This window comes from Enterococcus sp. DIV1758, from assembly GCF_051711985.1.
Taxonomy (GTDB): domain Bacteria; phylum Bacillota; class Bacilli; order Lactobacillales; family Enterococcaceae; genus Enterococcus; species Enterococcus faecalis.
The window spans coordinates 1481306-1499468 of sequence record NZ_JBIOOA010000001.1; the positions used below are offsets into that span (position 1 = coordinate 1481306).

The window sequence follows — 18163 nt, forward strand, 5'->3', positions numbered from 1 at the left end:
GCTGAGTTTTTTGTTTATTTTTCAGTTACTTTTCCATTTACATCACGTTCTACTTGCATATCTGTGATGGCTAAATAACCTAAGTCTTTGACAATTGTTTTTTGAACATCATCAGTGACCATATAGTCTAAGAAGGCTTTTACATCTTTATTAGGCTCCCCTTTTGTATACATATGTTCATAAGACCAGATTTTCCATGAATTGTCTTTCACGTGTTCTTCTTTTGGTTCAACACCATCAATGCTTAAGGCAACAGTGGAATTATCCATATAAGAAAAAGCTAAATAGCTGATTGCTCCTGGTGTTTGTTCAACAATTTTACGAACTGTTCCCGAAGAATCTTGTTCTTGTGATTGAACTGGTTTAGCTCCATCTAAGCCCCATTTTTCAAATGTTGCTCGGGTGCCACTTCCGTTTGCGCGGTTTATTACGACGATTTCTTGATCTTTGCCGCCCACTTCTTTCCAGTTTTTGACTTTGCCAGTAAAGACATCAATCAATTGTTGCTTCGTTAAATTCTTCACGCCGACTTCTTTGTTGACCACTGGTCCCATACCAACCACGGCTACCCGATGATCAACTAATTTAGAGGCATCCACGCCATCTTTCTCTTCGGCAAACACATCGGAATTTCCAATGGTCACTGCGCCATCTGCAACTTGCGAAAGTCCTGTTCCGCTGCCGCCACCTTGGACAGAAACTGTATAATTGGGATGTTCTTGTGTAAATTGATCTTTCGCAGCATCTACTAACGGTTGTAAAGCGGTGGAACCAACAGCGACAATTTTAACTGGTTTGTTACTATCCGCTTCGCTGGATTTTTCAGTTGTGCCTCCTTGAGCTCCACACCCAGTTAATAATAACCCTAGACTCAGCATAGTTGCTGCAATTACACGTTTTTTCATCTTTGCACTTCCTTTTCAATTAGTTACAAGTTTAGTCTACCAAGACTCTGTTAATTCTGTTTCAATTAAATGTAAATAAAAGGTAAAGGTGTGTAAAGAATCTATAAAGGTTAGTGTGTTACGCGTTGTGTCGCCATGTAATGTGCAATTCGTTCCATGGCCGTTGTTAATTTATCCATATCGGACGCATAACTAATTCGGACGTATCCTTCTGCTTCTGGGCCAAAAGAAATACCTGGAATCAACGCTACTGCTTCTTTTTGCGCTAAATCAATACAAAATTTCATAGAATCTTGTTCATAACCAGTAGGAATCTTAGCAAAAATATAAAAGGCGCCATTTGGACGCGCAACTTCAAACCCCAATTGAGTCATCTGTTCATAAACAAAATCGCGCCGTTTCCGATACTCTTCTTTCATAATTTCAGCATCATGCATTCCTTCGATTAAGGCACGAACAGCCGCTTTTTGAGACACTGTTGCAGCCGCAGTAACTAAATACTGATGAACTTTAATGATCTCCGCTGTTAAAATCGCTGGTGCAAAAATAAAGCCAATCCGCCAGCCTGTCATGGCATGTGATTTCGACAAACCGTTAATTAAAATCGTTTGGTCACGTAACATTTCAGCAATCGAAACATGACTCTCATCATAAGTTAACTCACTATAAATTTCATCGCTGATCACAAAAATGTCGTATTTTTTTAGAACATCAGCAATTGCTTGCAACTCTTGGCGATTATAGGTGACACCAGTTGGGTTGCTAGGATAATTTAAAATAATTGCTTTGACTTGTTCCCCATGCTCGGCCATTGCCGCTTCAATCATTTCAGGGGTCAAGACAAAATCGTTGTCTCGTGTGTCCAAATATACCGGCTCCGCCCCCGCCAATGTAATAATTGGTTCATACCCTGGGTAAATAGGTGCTGGCAATAGCACTTTGTCACCTTGTTCTAAAATTGCTAATAACGAAGCTGAAATCGCTTCTGTTGCTCCAACTGTTACTAAAATTTCTGTCGCAGGCTGGTAAGTCAAATGGTACTTTTCTTTCATAAAATAAGCGGCTGCTTCACGGACATCTAACAAACCAGACATCCCTGTATAATGAGAAAAATTCGCATCAATTGCTTCTTTGGCTGCTTTTTTGACATGCTCAGGTGTGTTAAAATCCGGCTCTCCTAGCGTTAATTTTAAAATACCTTCAATTCCTGAGACTTGTTCGTCAAATTGACGAATTAAAGAAACAGCAATTTTATTTACTTGACGATTAAAACGATTGGTTAAATCCATTTAGCTTCACTCCTTCAGTTGACGTTATAGTAGCACAAATTGACCGTAAAATGAATGATTTTCTCATTGTTTCGCTAGATTTTTATTATAAATATCTCAAAAAAACGACAGAGAAGAAAATAGGAGAACTTTGTCCTTTTCAACAAAGTTCTCCTATTTATTTATTTTTCGAAACGCCATGTCCGAATTTCAAACGGACGTAATGGTGCATCAACTTCTATCGCCGGTGTCAACGGTTCTTCTAATACATTTGTTAAACAAGTCGCTGGTTGTGTCTCTTTGTGAAGTTCACAAGGAATATTTTGCGCTGTTAGATTAAAGCCACGAACGACTAAATGATTCGTTTGCTCTTGACGTTTAACGGCTGTCCAACCAATTGGTCCTTCTGCCGTTGTCAAGTAGACATGGTTCGGTGCTAGTTTACCTTCATGACGCGCAGTAGTAGCTGCAGTAAAAGGAATTTGTGCACTATAGGCTTGTTGATACGTAGCAAAGCGTTCTTCTGGTTTTCCATGCAATGACAAACCATATTTAAAGGTATATTCTCCTTGGCATTGTGCTTCTGGTGTTGCAAAATAGCCCCAATCACCTAGTTCGCCAACACAACGAATTAATGTGACCGCAATGGTTCCATCTGCCAAGACTTCATACTCATTTAAGCCTTCATTGAAGATAGTCACGCCTTTGTTTTGGTCATGAACATTCACAAACGCTTGTTGGTGCTGCGGGTTTGTTGGATTTTCCCATGTATCGCTTACTTGATTTGGTCGTGTCACGACTTCATAAATACTATCCGCTTCGTGTGTTTCTGTGACCATGCCAGTTGGGAAAAGCACGCGTAAACGATGATCTTTGATTTGATTATTAATGGTTGTTTCAAAGAACAATTGGTTACTTTCTTTGATCATTGTAACCACTGTCGTTATTTCGAACGGGCGAAGCGTCGTTGAACGTTGTGCTTGGCGTTCTCTAAACTCACGAACAGCCTTTTGTTCTTCTTCTAATCGTTCATCTGCTGCAACTGGTAACATGACGGTTTGTTTAATTTGATAACTTGCTTTTACAGGGGAATTTTCTTTATTCGTAATTTCAGCCGTTACATTTTCGGTTGTAATTCCTTGGTCTTCGGTCGGTTTGAAAAAGATATATTCATTCCCAATGTCGCCAGTATCTTCAAATGTTAACAATTTTGAAAATGTTTCTCCTGTTTTTTTGTCAGCAATGGTTAAGCTACCATTGTTTTCAATTTTCACTTGAATAAATTCGTTTTCCATTTCATTTGTTGCTAGTTGAGCCAAAAGACTTCCTTCAAAAGCGTTCGTTTCTCCTTGAATCAATGCAAAGCTATCCCAAGAGAATGGCGCCATTTCTTTGACAGATAATTCGACCGTTAAGTATTTAGCCATGTACGGTTGACGGAAGGCATCTTTAGGTAAATCGTAACCAAAACGAACATCTTCTTTGACAATACGGCTTGCAACGGCTTGTCCTGTTGGATCAATCACTTGATAATCTGGGGTGGCTTTTTGTTTTAATTCATGATAAAGATCTTCAGGTTTTCCTGTATAAAATGGCAATCGTTCAATCTCCACTTCCACAGTGACAACCTCCGTTTTCTGATAGCCACTAGTATTAAATAAAACAAACGGGTGCGCTTTTTCTGGGAAAACACTTGTATCAATTGCTTCTGTTAATTGTCGTGTTGCTTCATCTGCTAAGAAATGCCCGACATCATTGGCATTTTCAAAGCGAGTCATCATGCCTCGGTGAACCTCGTCGACAGAACAGCCACAAATACTATCGTGCGGATGGTTTTGAAGCAATGTTTTCCAAGCATAATCAAATTGGTCATGTGGGTAGTCGCCAGTTACTTCGTAAGCCATTGCTGCTAAAGGTTCTGCGATATTTTCTAATTGGCGTTGGACTTTTGTGTTCCACTGTTTTAAATAGACACGAGCAGAAGAAGTATTGGCTAATGTGTACCAGCCATCCGTTTCTTGACTCGTTAATTCGCCTGTTACTGTTCCTAAATCTTCTGGTAACTCCTCTTGAACAGCTTTCAAATAGTCATCGAAATTGGAATGAATAAATTCATATTCTGGGAATAGTTCATTGGCTAAAGCGATGGCCTTAGTAATATCTCTTTGTACCGGTTGGTGGTCGACCCCATTCATCATCAATAAATGGTTTGTGGAAGCGTAACGTTCTACATCAGCCAATTTTTGTTTCCAAAAAGCGATTGCCGCTTCTTTTTCTGAAGGAATTTCGTTCCCGTTACTATACCAGTTCGCAAAAAGCAAGCCGAAAATTTTCGTTTGGTCAGGACCTTCCCACCACATTTCAGAATATTGTGAGCTATAGTCGCTTTCTAAGACTTGATTATCAAAGCCAATCGGTTTCACCCCGCGTCCAAACGCAGCCGCAGGCAGATTTGCTAATTGCATCATTTGAGGCGTTTGACCCATATTCCCAAATGTATCCGGGAAGTAACCTAATTGAACTGGTGCTCCCCATTTTTGACTTTCTAAATGCCCAATCAGCATGTTTCGAACATTGGATTCAGAGCTAATTAAAAAGTCATCTTGTAAAATATAAAATGGTCCGATTTTTAGTTTGCCTGCTTGGACAGCTTTTTTTACGGCTTCTTTTTTCTCTGGGCGAACTTGTAAATAGTCGTCTAAGATAATCGTTTGTCCATCTAGATGGAAACTGTTAAACTCTGGATCATTTTCAATTAAATCTAATACATTATCCACTAATTCAATTAAGCGCATATGATGTTCTTCATAAGGAAGATACCATTCACGATCCCAATGACTATGGGAAACAATATAGACTTTTTTCTTTGTCATCACTTTTCCTCCTATTTTTCCACTCGGATGTCAAAATAATCCATAACTAATTCACAAAACATCATATTAGCCCATGAAAACCATTCTCTTGTATAATTCTCAGGATTATCTACGTCAAAACCTTCATGCATCAAATGAGTCCCCGCATCTGTGGCAACTAATAAATCTAAAATTCGTTCTTTTTCTGCTTTATCTTTGGTTGTCATTCCTTCCATTGCTAAAGCAATCGGCCACACGTAATTTTCTGGTGTATGTGAGCTACCAATCCCTTTCGCGTATTTGCCTTCATAGAAGTAAGGATTTTCTTTACTTAATAAGGTTTGACGCGTTGTTAAATATTGTTCATCCTCTGTTGAACAATAACCCAGATAAGGGGCTGCTACTAAATTGGGAACATTACTGTCATCCATCACGCTTGCATTGCCTAAGCCATCCACTTCATACGCGTAAATCGTTTCGTTATTTTGATTTTTTGTTCGTCCAAATGTTTGGATGCCTTCTTCAATCTCTTCTTGTAATTTTTTAGCAATCGCCACAATCGTAGCATCTTCTAAAACATCAGAGAAAATTTCTTGAATATAGCCTAAAATTACAACTGCAAACATGTTAGAAGGAACTAAGTAACCATATTGGCAGGCATCATCACTAGGACGGAAGCCTGACCATGTCATCCCTGTTTTGCCAACTGGTGTTCCTTTCCCTGCTTCAACCAACGTATCTTCTTGACGCCACGTATCTCGTTCAAATAAATAAGGTGACTGTGCGTGATCTTGTTCTGTTGTAAAAACGTTGAGAATTTTTTTGACGCCTTCCACAAAGTCTGAATTAAATTGTTCGGTCATCCCAGTATTTTTATAAAGTAAATAGGCTAATTGGACCGGGTAACATAATGAATCAATTTCATATTTCCGTTCCCAAATCCAGCCATTCATTTCTGTCTTATCAGTTTGATGGCCTGCATGATTATCTGTTTCATTAAACGCATTGGCATAAGGATCAATGCAAATATAACGAAACTGGCGCTTAACCAACCCAGCAATCATTTGAGCAAGGTCTTCGTCTTCTTTCGCAATCACTAAATAGGGACGAACTTGCGCTGTTGAGTCTCTTAACCACATTGCTGGAATATCGCCTGTTAATAAAAAGGTAGTACCATCTTCTTGACGTTTCACTGTTGTTAGTAAAGTATTGGCAAAGGCCGCCTGAAAGTTTTTTGCCCAATCTTGATGTGCTTCACCGCATTTTTCTGTAATTGTCTCCATAAATGTTGCTACGGATTTTGGAACTTCTGTATAAACCATTCTCGTCACCTCTTAAATTTGATATATCATTTCACAATTGAATTATAGCGTTTACATTTCACTTTGTCTAGTGATTTCGATCATTTTTTTCATTTTAAAACCAATTAATTTATGGTAAACTATAAATAAGATATATCTTATTGTGAGGTGAAATGAATGAAGCAACCATTATATCAACAAATTATTGATTATTTACAAAATGAAATTGATTCAGGGCGATTGCCTGTTGGAGCACAAGTGCCTACCGAAAAAGAATTATCGGCTCAGTTTAACGTCAGTAGAATTACGTCCAAACGAGCGCTAACTGAATTGGAAACGCAAGGCATAATCCAACGTCACCAAGGAAAAGGAAGTTTTGTTCAAGCACCAAAGCATCCTCTCCATACTTCTTTAAATAAAGTTCTTTTTTTATTGCCTTTTGCAGACGATTTATCAGTAGGAAATTTCTATAGCGGTTTGGCCCCTACTATTCAAGCAGCTGGTTTAGAAGTCTTTATGACCTCGCCTAATTTTTTGAGAGAGAAAAATGCTGTGGACATTGTGAATGAGTTTGCCGGGCTTGTCTATTATGCTGCTACTAGTAATGACTACCTCGACTTATTGTTTGAGTTGGCTTTGATGAATTTTCCAGTCGTTGTCTTGGATAAAAAGATCCATGATTTACCTTTTGCAACCATTCAATCAGACAACTTTGCTGGTGGTAAAACAGCAACCGAACGCTTAATTGGCTTAGGACATACAAAAATTGGATATATCCTTTCAGGAAGTCCAGCCCTACAATCCGTTCGGCAACGTTATTTAGGTTATCTCCAAGCTTTAAAAGAAGCCAATCTGGCATTTCATACAGCAATCACGGAAACCAATCTCTTAGATGAACACAACTTTAAACAGTATTTTGAGGCGCACCAACTCACAGCCGTGGTCTGCGATAATGACTTCAGCGCGTTACATTGTTTACGAAACTGTAAAAACCTAGGTATTCATGTGCCAAAAGAATTATCGATTATTGGTTTTGACGATATTCAAGCAGCAGCATTTGTCGAACCGCCATTAACAACCATGGCACAAGACTTTAAAGAAATGGGAAAACTAGCTGGCGAAGTGTTATTACAAACGATGCAGCAAGACCTTCAAATCATAGAAGACATTCAAGTGCCTGTAACATTAATTGAAAGAGAAACCATTTCTACTGTTTCAAAATGAGCCAAAAAAGAAGGAACTATCAGTCAAATCACTGATAGTTCCTTCTTTTTATTCCTTAGCGCTAAACGTTTTGGTATCTACCTCTTTTTTAAACAACGCTTTTAATTCTTTGATAAAGTAGCGACCAATCGGACTGATTTCCCGATTTTTGGGAAAGAGTAAACAAATACGATTTTCCAAAGCTGGCGCCAATGGCACTAACCGAATTTCTTTCTTCGTAAAACCCGTTACGACTCCTGAACCAGAAGCATAAGCATTGGTTTCTACCAACAAATTCATTAAGGTTCCACGATCCGTAGTATGAATGACCGATTCCTGTTCAGGAATTTCAACTAAATCTTCAGAAAAATAGGAAAAATTGCTTCCTTCTTGATTAAAGCGGACTTGTGGATAGGGAACTAATTCCTCTAAATGAATTTCTTTTTGCTTGGCTAAAGGATGATGATTTCCTAAAAAAATGTGTGTATTAAAGGTACTAATTACCTCGTAGGCTAGATTAGCTTGTTCTAAATACCGTTCAATACTGACACTATTTTGTTCATTTAAATAAATAATCCCCAACTCACTGTGAAATCCTTTGACGTCTTCAATTACTTTTAAGGTCGTGGTTTCAAAGACACGAAAATCTTTATATTGATCCCCATACTTTTTAAGAACTTTGGCAATTACCTCACCTAAAAAATCGTAATGTTGCGAAGAGATGGAGAATCGTTCGCTGGTCACTGTCTCGCGATAGCGATTTTCCAATAACTCCATTTGAACTAAGACTTTCTCTGCTTGTTCTAAAAAAACCATTCCTTCTTCTGTTAAAAAAGCGCCTTTATTAGTACGTAAAAAGAGGGAAATCCCTAGTTCTTCTTCTAATTCCCGAATACTATTTGACAAGCTAGGTTGTGTAATAAATAGTTTTTTGGCTGCTTCCCGAAAACTCCCATTGTTAGCTATGGCAGCAACATACTTCATTTGTTGAATATTCAACACTTTTTCCTCCACACACTAATCATTTGAAAAATAAATCTTACGCCCATTCAACGGCTGAAGGGGCCGATTGTTAAAGGCCAACATGCCTTCCTTGATCTTATTTAAAAAGGCTTGATCCATTTTTTGAATGGTATCAAATACAAACCATTTCACTGGACCCTTAGTTGGCGGTGTTGTTAACGAGCCTACATAATGGTAGTGTAGACGCTCCTCTGGTAAAAAGATTGACGGATTAAACCATTGTTGGTGCGTGCCGTTTTCCCAGTCCATCGGATGATTCGCTTCTGAAAAACGATTTTCTTCCTCTGTGATGGTAAACAGGCAACCGACAACTAAATTTTCGCCAGCATCGTTCATATGAACCAAATGGAATTCTAGCGGATACTGCTTTCCCGATAGCAAATGTTCGCTAGGCATATGAAAATGGATATCGGTTAAATGATACGCAACATTTTCAAACATTACGTAACTTTCCGTATTTGGTGGTACAAAATGAAACGTATTTTTGAATTCTTTTTCAGTGAATTCTTCTTTTTTATAATGAAACGTAATCTGAGAATTTACTGTCTCAGCACTTTCTTTTTCTAAAGCAATTGGCGATTGATAAGCAAACTTAGCACCTTCTGCAAACCAGTCACATAGCGTATGCCAATGTTCCGGTCCATCGTTGCCTGTATAGCTCCATTCAACGTCCATATTTTTTATTTTTTTCATACACTCTTCCTTCATTTCCACATAGTAATCAGGTAAAACTCATGTTAAAACTCTATCCTAACATCTTTTCTACGTCAAACAAAAGAACTTAGCTCATTACGCTCCTCGGCAAATGACCTAAGTTCTCCTACCGTTAAATCTGGTTACTGAAAATGACACTAAAAATCAGACGACAAGAACCATCTTTAGTTCAACGGTTATTTGCCCCAGTTTTCAGGATCTTTTTTCCATTCTTGTAATAAGGTAACATCTTTTTCTTCGATATAATTTGCTTCTAATGCAGCATCAATTAAAGTTGAATAATTGGTTAACGTTAGTAACGTCATCTGTTTATCTGCAAAATTTGCCGTTCCTTTGGGTAACTCATAAGTGAAGATTGCCGCAACGCCTAAAACCGTTGCTCCTTCACGTTCCGCCGCTTCTGCCGCTTCTAACACGCTACCGCCTGTTGAAATTAAATCCTCGATAACTACCATTTTTTGTCCTTCAGAAATTCGGCCTTCAATTTGATTCCCTTTGCCGTGATCTTTGGCTTTACTGCGGATATAAACCATTGGTAATCCTAAAATATCGGCTACCCATGCCGCATGTGGAATCCCTGCGGTAGCTGTCCCAGCAATCACTTCGACTTCTGGGAAAGTTTCTTTAATTTTTGCCGCTAAGCCTTCTGCAATTTCTTTACGCACAGCAGGATAACTCATCGTGATACGGTTATCACAATAAATCGGGCTTTTTATGCCACTAGCCCAGGTAAACGGCTCATTAGGGTTTAAAAATACCGCTTCAATCTCTAATAAATCTTTGGCAATTTTTTTTGCTACTTTTGTCATGTTACTTTCCGCTCCAGTCTTTTTTGATTTCTTGATAGGCTTCATAAGGATTTTCTGCTTGGGTAATAGGTCGGCCAACAACGATATATGTGGACCCGATTTCGCGAGCATGTTGCGGCGTAACGACCCGTTGTTGGTCACCTACTGCACTTCCTGCTGGACGAATACCAGGTGTTAAACAAATAAACGTCTGCTTGGTTGCTTCTTGAATACCACGTGCTTCTAATGCTGAACAAACCACGCCATCCAGACCCGCTTTTTCCGCACATTTAGCATAATGAATGACACTTGTCTCTAAAGAAACGTTGATTAATTGATCATGGTGCATCTCTTCTTCACTAGTAGAAGTCAACTGGGTTACAGCAATTAACTCAGGAACCTTAGCGCCTGGCTGAGTCCCTTTGATTAGACCTTCCTTAGCTGCTTGCATCATTCGAACGCCCCCTGCTGCATGGACATTGGTAATGGCAACGCCTAATTTTGCTAAATTTGTCATCGCTTTTTCCACAGTATTCGGAATATCATGTAATTTTAAATCCAAGAAAACATCATGTCCTTGTTCTTTAAGCCAGCGAACAATCGCTGGTCCTTCTGCGTAAAAAAGTTCCATCCCCACTTTAACAAACAAGGCTTCTTCCTTAGGAAATTTTTCTAAAAAAACAGCCACTTCTTTTTGCGTGGGAAAATCTAACGCAATAATTGGTCTATCGTGCATTTTGCTGCCCCTCTCTCACTTCTTTAATTAATTGTTCCAACGATTCAATACCTAACTCTTCCATTCGCTTAGGTAATCCGTCAATTAACTTCGGACAAATGTATGGATCTGTAAAGTTGGCCGTACCAACCCCGACAGCGCTAGCACCTGCCATGAACATTTCCAAGACATCATCCACTGTTTGAACACCACCCATTCCAATAATTGGCAACTGAGAAACACTGGCTACTTGTCGGATTAAGCGAATGGCAACAGGTTTAATGGCTGGGCCAGATAGTCCACCAGTTTGATTGGCTAAAATAGGTTTTCTCGTTTTTAAATCAATGCGCATCCCTAGCAATGTATTAATCATAGAAAAACCGTCTGCGCCCCCTGCTTCAATTGCTTGGGCGATCGGCACAATGTCCGTTACGTTTGGTGATAGTTTAACATAAATCGGAACAGAGGCGACTTTTTTGACTGCTTGTGTTAATTGAAAAGCAACCTCTGGATCTGTACCAAAAGCTATGCCGCCATGTTTCACATTGGGACAGGAAATATTCAGTTCAATTGCTTTGACGTTAGGCGCTTGCCCAATTTTTGCGCAAACAGCCACATAGTCCTCTTCGCAAGCACCTGCAACATTTGCGATAATCGGTAAGTTAGGGTATTTTTCTAATTTTGGTAATTTTTCTTGCATAACCACGTCTAAGCCTGGATTCTGCAATCCAATGGCATTTAGCATACCACTAGGTGTTTCAGCTACACGTGGTGTGGGATTTCCATATCGTGCTTGGGGGGTTGTTGCCTTAATCATAATTGAACCTAATTGATCAAGGTCATAATAGTTAGCATATTCTTCCCCGAACCCAAAGCAACCACTGGCGGGAATAATTGGATTTTTTAATGTTAAACCTGGAATTGAAACAGCTAAAGGATTTTTCATTATAAGATAACCTCACTTGCTTTAAAAATCGGACCTTCATCACAGACCTTGACACTTTTTGCTCCAGTAGTGTCTCCTTTTTTATGGCAAACGCAGGCATAGCAAGCCCCAATTCCACAGGCCATCCGTTCTTCTAAAGAAAGGTAAACGTGTGGATGTGTTGGAAATAAAGAATCAATTGCTTTTAACATACCATTCGCACCACAAGCATAAACTGCATCAGGGATCCGTCCTTTTGCTAACGCTTCTGACAATAAACGGCCCACGTTGCCATGAGTGCCAAACGAGCCGTCATCTGTGGCAAAATGTGTTTCTCCTAATGCCATAAATTCTTGTTGGTAATAAGCAACCTCTTTTGATGCATAACCAAGAAAATGAATCACTTTCACGCCTTTTTCATTGAGTTGTTTTGATAATTCATACAATGGGGGAATCCCGATTCCTCCACCAACGATAAAAGCAGTCTGACCAGCTGCTACGGTAGTTATATCAAAGCCGTTTCCTAAAGGACCTAAAATATCTAATTGTTCACCAGCCTTCATGGTGGCAAACACTTCCGTTCCAGCGCCTTCGACTCGATAAATCAAACGACAGGTTTCGTTCGAATGATCAATTTGGTTGATGCTAATCGGTCGCCGCAAAAGTAAATCTGCACGCGGAACCTTGATATGCACAAACTGTCCAGGTCGTGTCATCTCTTTCACTAACTCACCTTGTAAGTCTAACTGATAAATCCGTGGCGCTAACTGTTTTTGAGCTACAATGGTCATCATTTCTTGCTTTCTCTGCATCAGTATCCTTCACTCCTTTATTCTCTGATTCCCCTATAAATGATTTTCTATTTCTTCGCAAAAGAATCTGGAACAGTCCTCCTCAGACGATTGTTCCAGATTTATGCTTAAATGGCTTCTGTCGTAAAGGCTCTTGATTCTAAAACTTTTAAAATTGCATTTGCTGTATCAAGTGAGGTAAACAATGGAATCCCATGTTCGACTGCTTCCCGACGGATTGAAAACCCATCTTGGTTGGCACTGGAACGATTTTTATCCATGGTATTGATTACCACTTGTGCATTCCCATTACGAATGACATCCAGCACGGTTTCCCCTTCAGGATTAGAAATTTTCGTCACTTTCTTAACAGGCAACTGATGCTTCGCTAAAAAGTCAGCGGTTCCTTCCGTTGCGACTAAACTATAGCCAATTGCTGAAAAACGCTTAGCAATTTCTAAAGCCTCTTCTTTTGTTTCATCAGCAATGGTGAAAAGTACAGCCCCATAACTTGGCAAATGCAAGCCAGATGCTTCAAAGGCTTTATACAAGGCTTTTTCTAAATAATAATCACTACCCATAACTTCCCCAGTTGATTTCATTTCAGGCCCTAAGTACGTATCTACTTTTTGTAGTTTCGTAAAGGAGAATACAGGGGCTTTCACATGAACTTGTTTACTTTCAGGGTATAATCCATCTTGATATCCTAGGTCAGTCAATTTCTCACCAAGAATCGCTTTTGTAGCAACTTGGGCCATCGGAATCCCTGTGATTTTACTTAAGAAAGGAACTGTTCGACTCGCACGAGGATTCACTTCAATCACATAAACACGATTTTCATGAATAACAAATTGAATATTCATCATGCCTACACAGTTTAAACCAAGTGCCAGTTTTTTTGTATAATCGGCAATCGTTGCTTGAATTTCTTGAGAAAGATACTGCGGTGGATAAACCGCCATTGAATCACCAGAATGAACGCCAGCTCGTTCAATATGTTCCATAATCCCTGGAATTAGTACTGTTTCACCATCACAAATGGCATCAACTTCACATTCTTGTCCCAATAAATAGCTATCAACTAAGACAGGATGTTCTGGAGAAGCTTTGACTGCATGTCGCATATAATCTTCCAAATCCTTTTGATTTTCGACAATTTCCATTGCACGACCACCTAAAACATAACTTGGACGCACTAAAACGGGATAGCCGATACGATCAGCAATCACGACTGCTTCTTCTGCACTTGTGGCCGTATCTCCTGGTGGTTGAGGAATCGCTAACTCTTGCAAAGCTTGTTCAAATAAATCACGATTTTCCGCACGATCTAAATCTTCAATCGTTGTTCCAAGAATTTTAACGCCTTGTTTTGTGAGCGGCTCAGCTAAATTAATCGCTGTTTGTCCACCAAATTGGACGATCACGCCAATCGGATTTTCTAAATCAATCACATTCATGACGTCTTCTAAAGTTAATGGCTCAAAGTATAATTTATCAGAAACAGAGAAATCTGTTGAAACTGTTTCAGGATTACTATTCATAATAATTGCTTCATAACCAGCCGCTTGGATTGCTTTGACAGAATGAACCGTTGCATAATCAAACTCGACCCCTTGACCAATGCGAATGGGACCAGAACCTAATACTAGTACAGAAGGCTTTTTCGAAACATTGCTTTCGTTTTCCACTTCATACGTGCTATAAAAATAAGGCGTGTGTGATTCAAACTCTGCAGCACACGTATCCACCATTTTATAGACGGGCACAATTTGATTGGCTCTGCGGAAGTCAGCGATGGCTTGTTCTGTTTGTCCCCAAAGTGCTGCGATTTTCCGATCAGAAAAACCATTTTGTTTGGCTTCTTTCAAAACAGCTACGTTGTCCACGTGACTTTCAAGGGCTGTTTCAATTTCGATAATGTGTAAAAGTTTATCCAAGAAGAATAAATCAATTTTCGTTAAACTTTGTAATTCTTCGATGCTATATCCTCTGCGAATGGCTTCTGATAAGTAGAACAATCGATCATCTTGCGCATGGACCATTTTCTTCGTTAATTCTAAATCACTGACATGACTTAGTTCTTCTAACTCGTTGTGATAAGCACCAATTTCTAAAGAACGAACTGCTTTTAATAAGGATTCTTCAATATTGCGGCCAATTGCCATGACTTCCCCGGTTGCTTTCATTTGCGTTCCTAGTTCTCGAGCACCTTTTTCAAATTTGTCAAAAGGCCAGCGAGGAATTTTGGAAACAACATAGTCCAAAGCGGGTTCAAATTCGGCATAAGTGGTTCCAGTAACTGGATTTTTCATTTCATCTAATGTTAAACCAACAGCAATTTTTGCAGCTAACTTCGCAATGGGATACCCTGTGGCTTTGCTAGCAAGTGCAGATGAACGAGAAACACGAGGATTCACTTCAATCACATAATAATTAAAGCTATGTGGATCCAAAGCTAATTGAACATTACAGCCACCTTCAATTTTTAATGCACGAATAATTTTCAAAGACGCATCTCGCAACATTTGGTATTCATAATCTGATAAGGTTTGACTCGGAGCAAAAACAATCGAATCCCCAGTGTGAATGCCGACAGGATCAAAGTTTTCCATGTTACAAACCACAATCGCATTATCAGCCGAATCACGCATCACTTCATATTCAATTTCTTTAAAACCAGCAATACTTTTTTCAATTAAACATTGTGTAACTGGTGATAATTTCAGACCATTTTCAGCAATTTGGCGGAGTTCTTCTTCCGTATCGCACATGCCGCCGCCTGTTCCACCTAAGGTAAATGCGGGACGAACGATAATTGGATAACCAATTCGTTTGGCAAAAGCCACGGCTTGTTCCACCGTATTGACAATTTCACTTTCTGGAATCGGTTGTTCTAATTCTTCCATCAATTGTTTAAATAAATCACGGTCTTCCGCTTGGTCAATCGCACTGAGCTTTGTTCCTAGCAATTCTACATTTAGCTCATCTAAAATTCCTGATTCCGATAATTCCATCGCCATATTTAATCCAGTTTGACCACCTAATGTTGGTAGAAGAGCATCAGGACGTTCTTTTCGCAAAATTCTTGAAACAAATTCTAAAGTAATCGGTTCAATATAAACATGATCCGCGATTTCTTTATCGGTCATGATGGTCGCTGGATTTGAGTTTACTAAGACAACTTCATACCCTTCTTCTTTTAGCGCTAAACAGGCTTGTGTGCCTGCATAGTCAAATTCTGCTGCTTGTCCAATAATGATTGGTCCTGAACCAATCACCATGATTTTCTTAATGTCCGTTCGTTTTGGCATTAGTTTTGCTCCTTCCATGCATCCATTAATTCCATAAATTCGTCAAATAAATGAAGACCATCGTGCGGTCCTGGAGCCGCATCTGGGTGATATTGCACAGTAAAAGCTGGATAATCTCGATGACGCACGCCTTCAACCGTTCCATCATTGACTTCCACATGGGTCACAAGTAATTTTTCTGGATCAATTGTTGCTTCATCTACGGCATATCCGTGGTTTTGTGAGGTGAAATCAATGCGTCCTGTTGCAATTTCTCGTACAGGATGATTCAAACCGCGATGTCCAAACTTCATCTTATACGTATCCGCACCATTCGCTAATGAAAATAACTGATGACCTAAGCAGATGCCGAAAATTGGAACTTTTCCTTGGATTGCTTGAATCATTTCAATAGCTTCAGGCACATCTTTGGGATCTCCAGGCCCATTTGTCAACATGACACCATCGGGACTTAATTCTAAAATCTCTTCGGCCGTTGTATTATAAGGCAACACGGTTAAGTTGCATTGCCGTTTTGATAATTCTTGCAAAATACTATGTTTCAACCCGAAATCAACGACGACTACATTACGCCCAATACCTGGACTTGGATAAGGCTTAGTGGTAGAGACTTGTGCCACTTGATTTTTCGGCATGACCGTCGCTTTTAATTGATCAAACGCATGCGGCAAATCATCCACGGCATCAATGATGCTCCCTTTCATTGTTCCAGCTGATCGTAACTTACGAGTCAGCGCACGCGTATCAATTCCTGAAATTCCCGGAATCCCTTTGCGCTTTAAAAATTCATCCAAGGTCATTTGTTGACGCCAATTTGAAGCAACCCGCGCATGCTCTTTAACAATGACACCTTTACAGGTTGGTGCAATGGATTCATAATCATCTCGGTTGACCCCGTAATTTCCAACTAATGGATACGTAAAAGTAATCATTTGTCCATTAAAACTTTGGTCAGTAATTGCTTCTTGGTAACCTGTCATGCCAGTAGTAAAAACAACTTCTCCTACTACATTGCCTTCTGCACCAAACGCTTTTCCTTCAAATACTGTTCCGTCTTCTAAAATCAATAACCTTTTCAAACCTACTGCGCCTCCTCCGACCAAGCTAATGCTCCGTCAACAAATGTCATAAGTGTCTTTCCTTTGACTGTCCACCCTGTAAATGGTGTATTGACAGCCATTGATTCAAATGCTTCTGCATCAATTGGTGCAGCTGTTGCTAAGTCAAAAACTGCAATATCTGCCGGAGCACCAATTGTTAGTGTTCCTGCGTTTAATCCAAAAATTTCTGCCGGTTTCACTGCCATCCAATCAATTACTTGTTCTAATGTGAAAATGCCTGTTTCGACAAAGTTCGTATAAATCAATTGGAAGGCCGTTTCACTACCGACAATGCCAAAAGGTGCGTTTAAAAATGATTGTTGTTTTTCTTCTAAACCATGGGGCGCATGGTCGGTAGCAATACAGTCAATCGTGCCATCTAACAAGCCGTCAATCAATGCTTGTCGATCTGCTAAACCACGTAATGGCGGGTTCATTTTCCAAAACCCTTCGTCACCAGGAATATCCTCATCGACTAAAATTAAATGGTGCGGCGAAACTTCGGCTGTTACGTGAATCCCTGCTTTTTTAGCATCCCGAATAACGCGCACGCTTTCTTCTGTTGAAACATGACAAACATGATAATGAACGCCTGTTTCTTTTGCTAAAGTAATATCCCGAGCAATTTGTGAAGCTTCCGTTGCACTTAAAATCCCTGGCAGGCCTAATTTCTTAGAAATTTCTCCTTCATGCATCACACCACCAAATAATAAAGATTCATCTTCCGTGTGCGCAACAAGCGCCATATTTAATGCAGCAGCTTCTTTCATGGCTAAGTACATCGTTCCTGCCGTTTGGACACCAACACCATCATTCGTAAATGCAAAGGCGCCCGCTTCTTTTAAGGCCTTCTGATTGGTTAAAACTTCACTCCGTAGCTCTTCTGTAATGGGGGCATATTGTAAAACTTTCACGACTGCATCTTTTTGAATTAAGTCGTAAACCTCACTTAATTTTTCAGCCGTATCTGGTACTGGATTCAGATTGGGCATTGCACAAACCGTAGTAAAACCACCGCGAGCAGCAGCTTTACTACCCGTTTTAATCGTTTCTTTATACGTAAAGCCTGGTTCTCTAAAGTGAACATGCACATCGACCAAGCCTGGCGTGATTAGTTGCCCTTTCGCATCAAAAACTTGCTCAAAATCTGCTTCGTCAAACGATTCCCCGATTGCGTGAATCACACCATTTTCTAGCCAAAGTGCTGCCTCAATCAATTGATTCTCTTTTTTGATGATTTTTCCATTCTTAATTAACGTCTTCATTT

Annotated in this window: 14 protein-coding genes; 1 reads left to right on the forward strand and 13 read right to left on the reverse strand. The window is 39.6% G+C overall.

What is annotated here, in order from left to right; all coding sequences use genetic code 11:
• Positions 1 to 14: 14 nt before the first annotated feature.
• The 4 genes from IGJ52_RS07310 to IGJ52_RS07325 form a co-directional block, all read right to left on the reverse strand.
• On the reverse strand, positions 15 to 905 hold the full coding sequence (locus IGJ52_RS07310; RefSeq protein ID WP_002420150.1) for a phosphate ABC transporter substrate-binding protein PstS family protein: 891 nt from the start codon (positions 903 to 905) through the stop codon (positions 15 to 17).
• A gap of 110 nt (positions 906 to 1015) precedes the next feature.
• Entirely contained in the window at positions 1016 to 2194 is a 1179-nt protein-coding gene (locus tag IGJ52_RS07315; protein WP_002365726.1) for a pyridoxal phosphate-dependent aminotransferase, read from the reverse strand.
• A 161-nt stretch (positions 2195 to 2355) separates the two neighbouring features.
• A complete protein-coding gene (locus IGJ52_RS07320) occupies positions 2356 to 5046 on the reverse strand; it encodes an alpha-mannosidase (protein WP_438791997.1) in 2691 nt (896 codons plus the stop codon).
• A gap of 11 nt (positions 5047 to 5057) precedes the next feature.
• The gene (locus IGJ52_RS07325) at positions 5058 to 6347 is read right to left on the reverse strand and encodes a glycoside hydrolase family 125 protein (RefSeq protein ID WP_002357422.1); all 1290 of its coding nucleotides are present in this window, start codon (positions 6345 to 6347) and stop codon (positions 5058 to 5060) included.
• 156 nt (positions 6348 to 6503) lie between these two features.
• Between IGJ52_RS07325 and IGJ52_RS07330 the strand changes: the two genes are divergently transcribed.
• Complete coding sequence (locus IGJ52_RS07330; RefSeq protein WP_086280444.1) at positions 6504 to 7550, forward strand: GntR family transcriptional regulator; 1047 nt, start codon at positions 6504 to 6506, stop codon at positions 7548 to 7550.
• Between the two features lie 48 nt (positions 7551 to 7598).
• Here the strand turns inward: IGJ52_RS07330 and IGJ52_RS07335 are convergent, their stop codons facing one another.
• The 9 genes from IGJ52_RS07335 to IGJ52_RS07375 all read right to left on the reverse strand — a co-directional run bounded on the left by IGJ52_RS07335 (position 7599) and on the right by IGJ52_RS07375 (position 18161).
• On the reverse strand, positions 7599 to 8528 hold the full coding sequence (locus IGJ52_RS07335; RefSeq protein WP_025190792.1) for a LysR family transcriptional regulator: 930 nt from the start codon (positions 8526 to 8528) through the stop codon (positions 7599 to 7601).
• Positions 8529 to 8546: 18 nt separating this feature from the next.
• Positions 8547 to 9260, reverse strand: coding sequence for a carbonic anhydrase (locus IGJ52_RS07340; protein ID WP_002382382.1), 714 nt, complete (start codon positions 9258 to 9260; stop codon positions 8547 to 8549).
• A 182-nt stretch (positions 9261 to 9442) separates the two neighbouring features.
• Positions 9443 to 10075, reverse strand: coding sequence for an orotate phosphoribosyltransferase (gene pyrE, locus IGJ52_RS07345; RefSeq protein WP_002360179.1), 633 nt, complete (start codon positions 10073 to 10075; stop codon positions 9443 to 9445).
• A 1-nt stretch (position 10076) separates the two neighbouring features.
• Positions 10077 to 10790, reverse strand: coding sequence for an orotidine-5'-phosphate decarboxylase (gene pyrF / locus IGJ52_RS07350; RefSeq protein WP_002365730.1), 714 nt, complete (start codon positions 10788 to 10790; stop codon positions 10077 to 10079).
• Complete coding sequence (locus IGJ52_RS07355; RefSeq protein WP_002379493.1) at positions 10780 to 11718, reverse strand: dihydroorotate dehydrogenase; 939 nt, start codon at positions 11716 to 11718, stop codon at positions 10780 to 10782. Before IGJ52_RS07355 ends, pyrF begins: the two co-directional genes overlap by 11 nt.
• Entirely contained in the window at positions 11715 to 12506 is a 792-nt protein-coding gene (locus IGJ52_RS07360) for a dihydroorotate dehydrogenase electron transfer subunit (protein ID WP_010777669.1), read from the reverse strand. Before IGJ52_RS07360 ends, IGJ52_RS07355 begins: the two co-directional genes overlap by 4 nt.
• Before the next feature lie 107 nt (positions 12507 to 12613).
• Complete coding sequence (gene carB, locus IGJ52_RS07365; protein ID WP_002379494.1) at positions 12614 to 15796, reverse strand: carbamoyl-phosphate synthase large subunit; 3183 nt, start codon at positions 15794 to 15796, stop codon at positions 12614 to 12616.
• Entirely contained in the window at positions 15796 to 16875 is a 1080-nt protein-coding gene (locus IGJ52_RS07370) for a carbamoyl phosphate synthase small subunit (RefSeq protein WP_438791998.1), read from the reverse strand. The genes carB and IGJ52_RS07370 overlap by 1 nt, the downstream gene beginning before the upstream one ends.
• A gap of 2 nt (positions 16876 to 16877) precedes the next feature.
• A complete protein-coding gene (locus IGJ52_RS07375) occupies positions 16878 to 18161 on the reverse strand; it encodes a dihydroorotase (RefSeq protein WP_002420140.1) in 1284 nt (427 codons plus the stop codon).
• Positions 18162 to 18163: the final 2 nt, after the last annotated feature.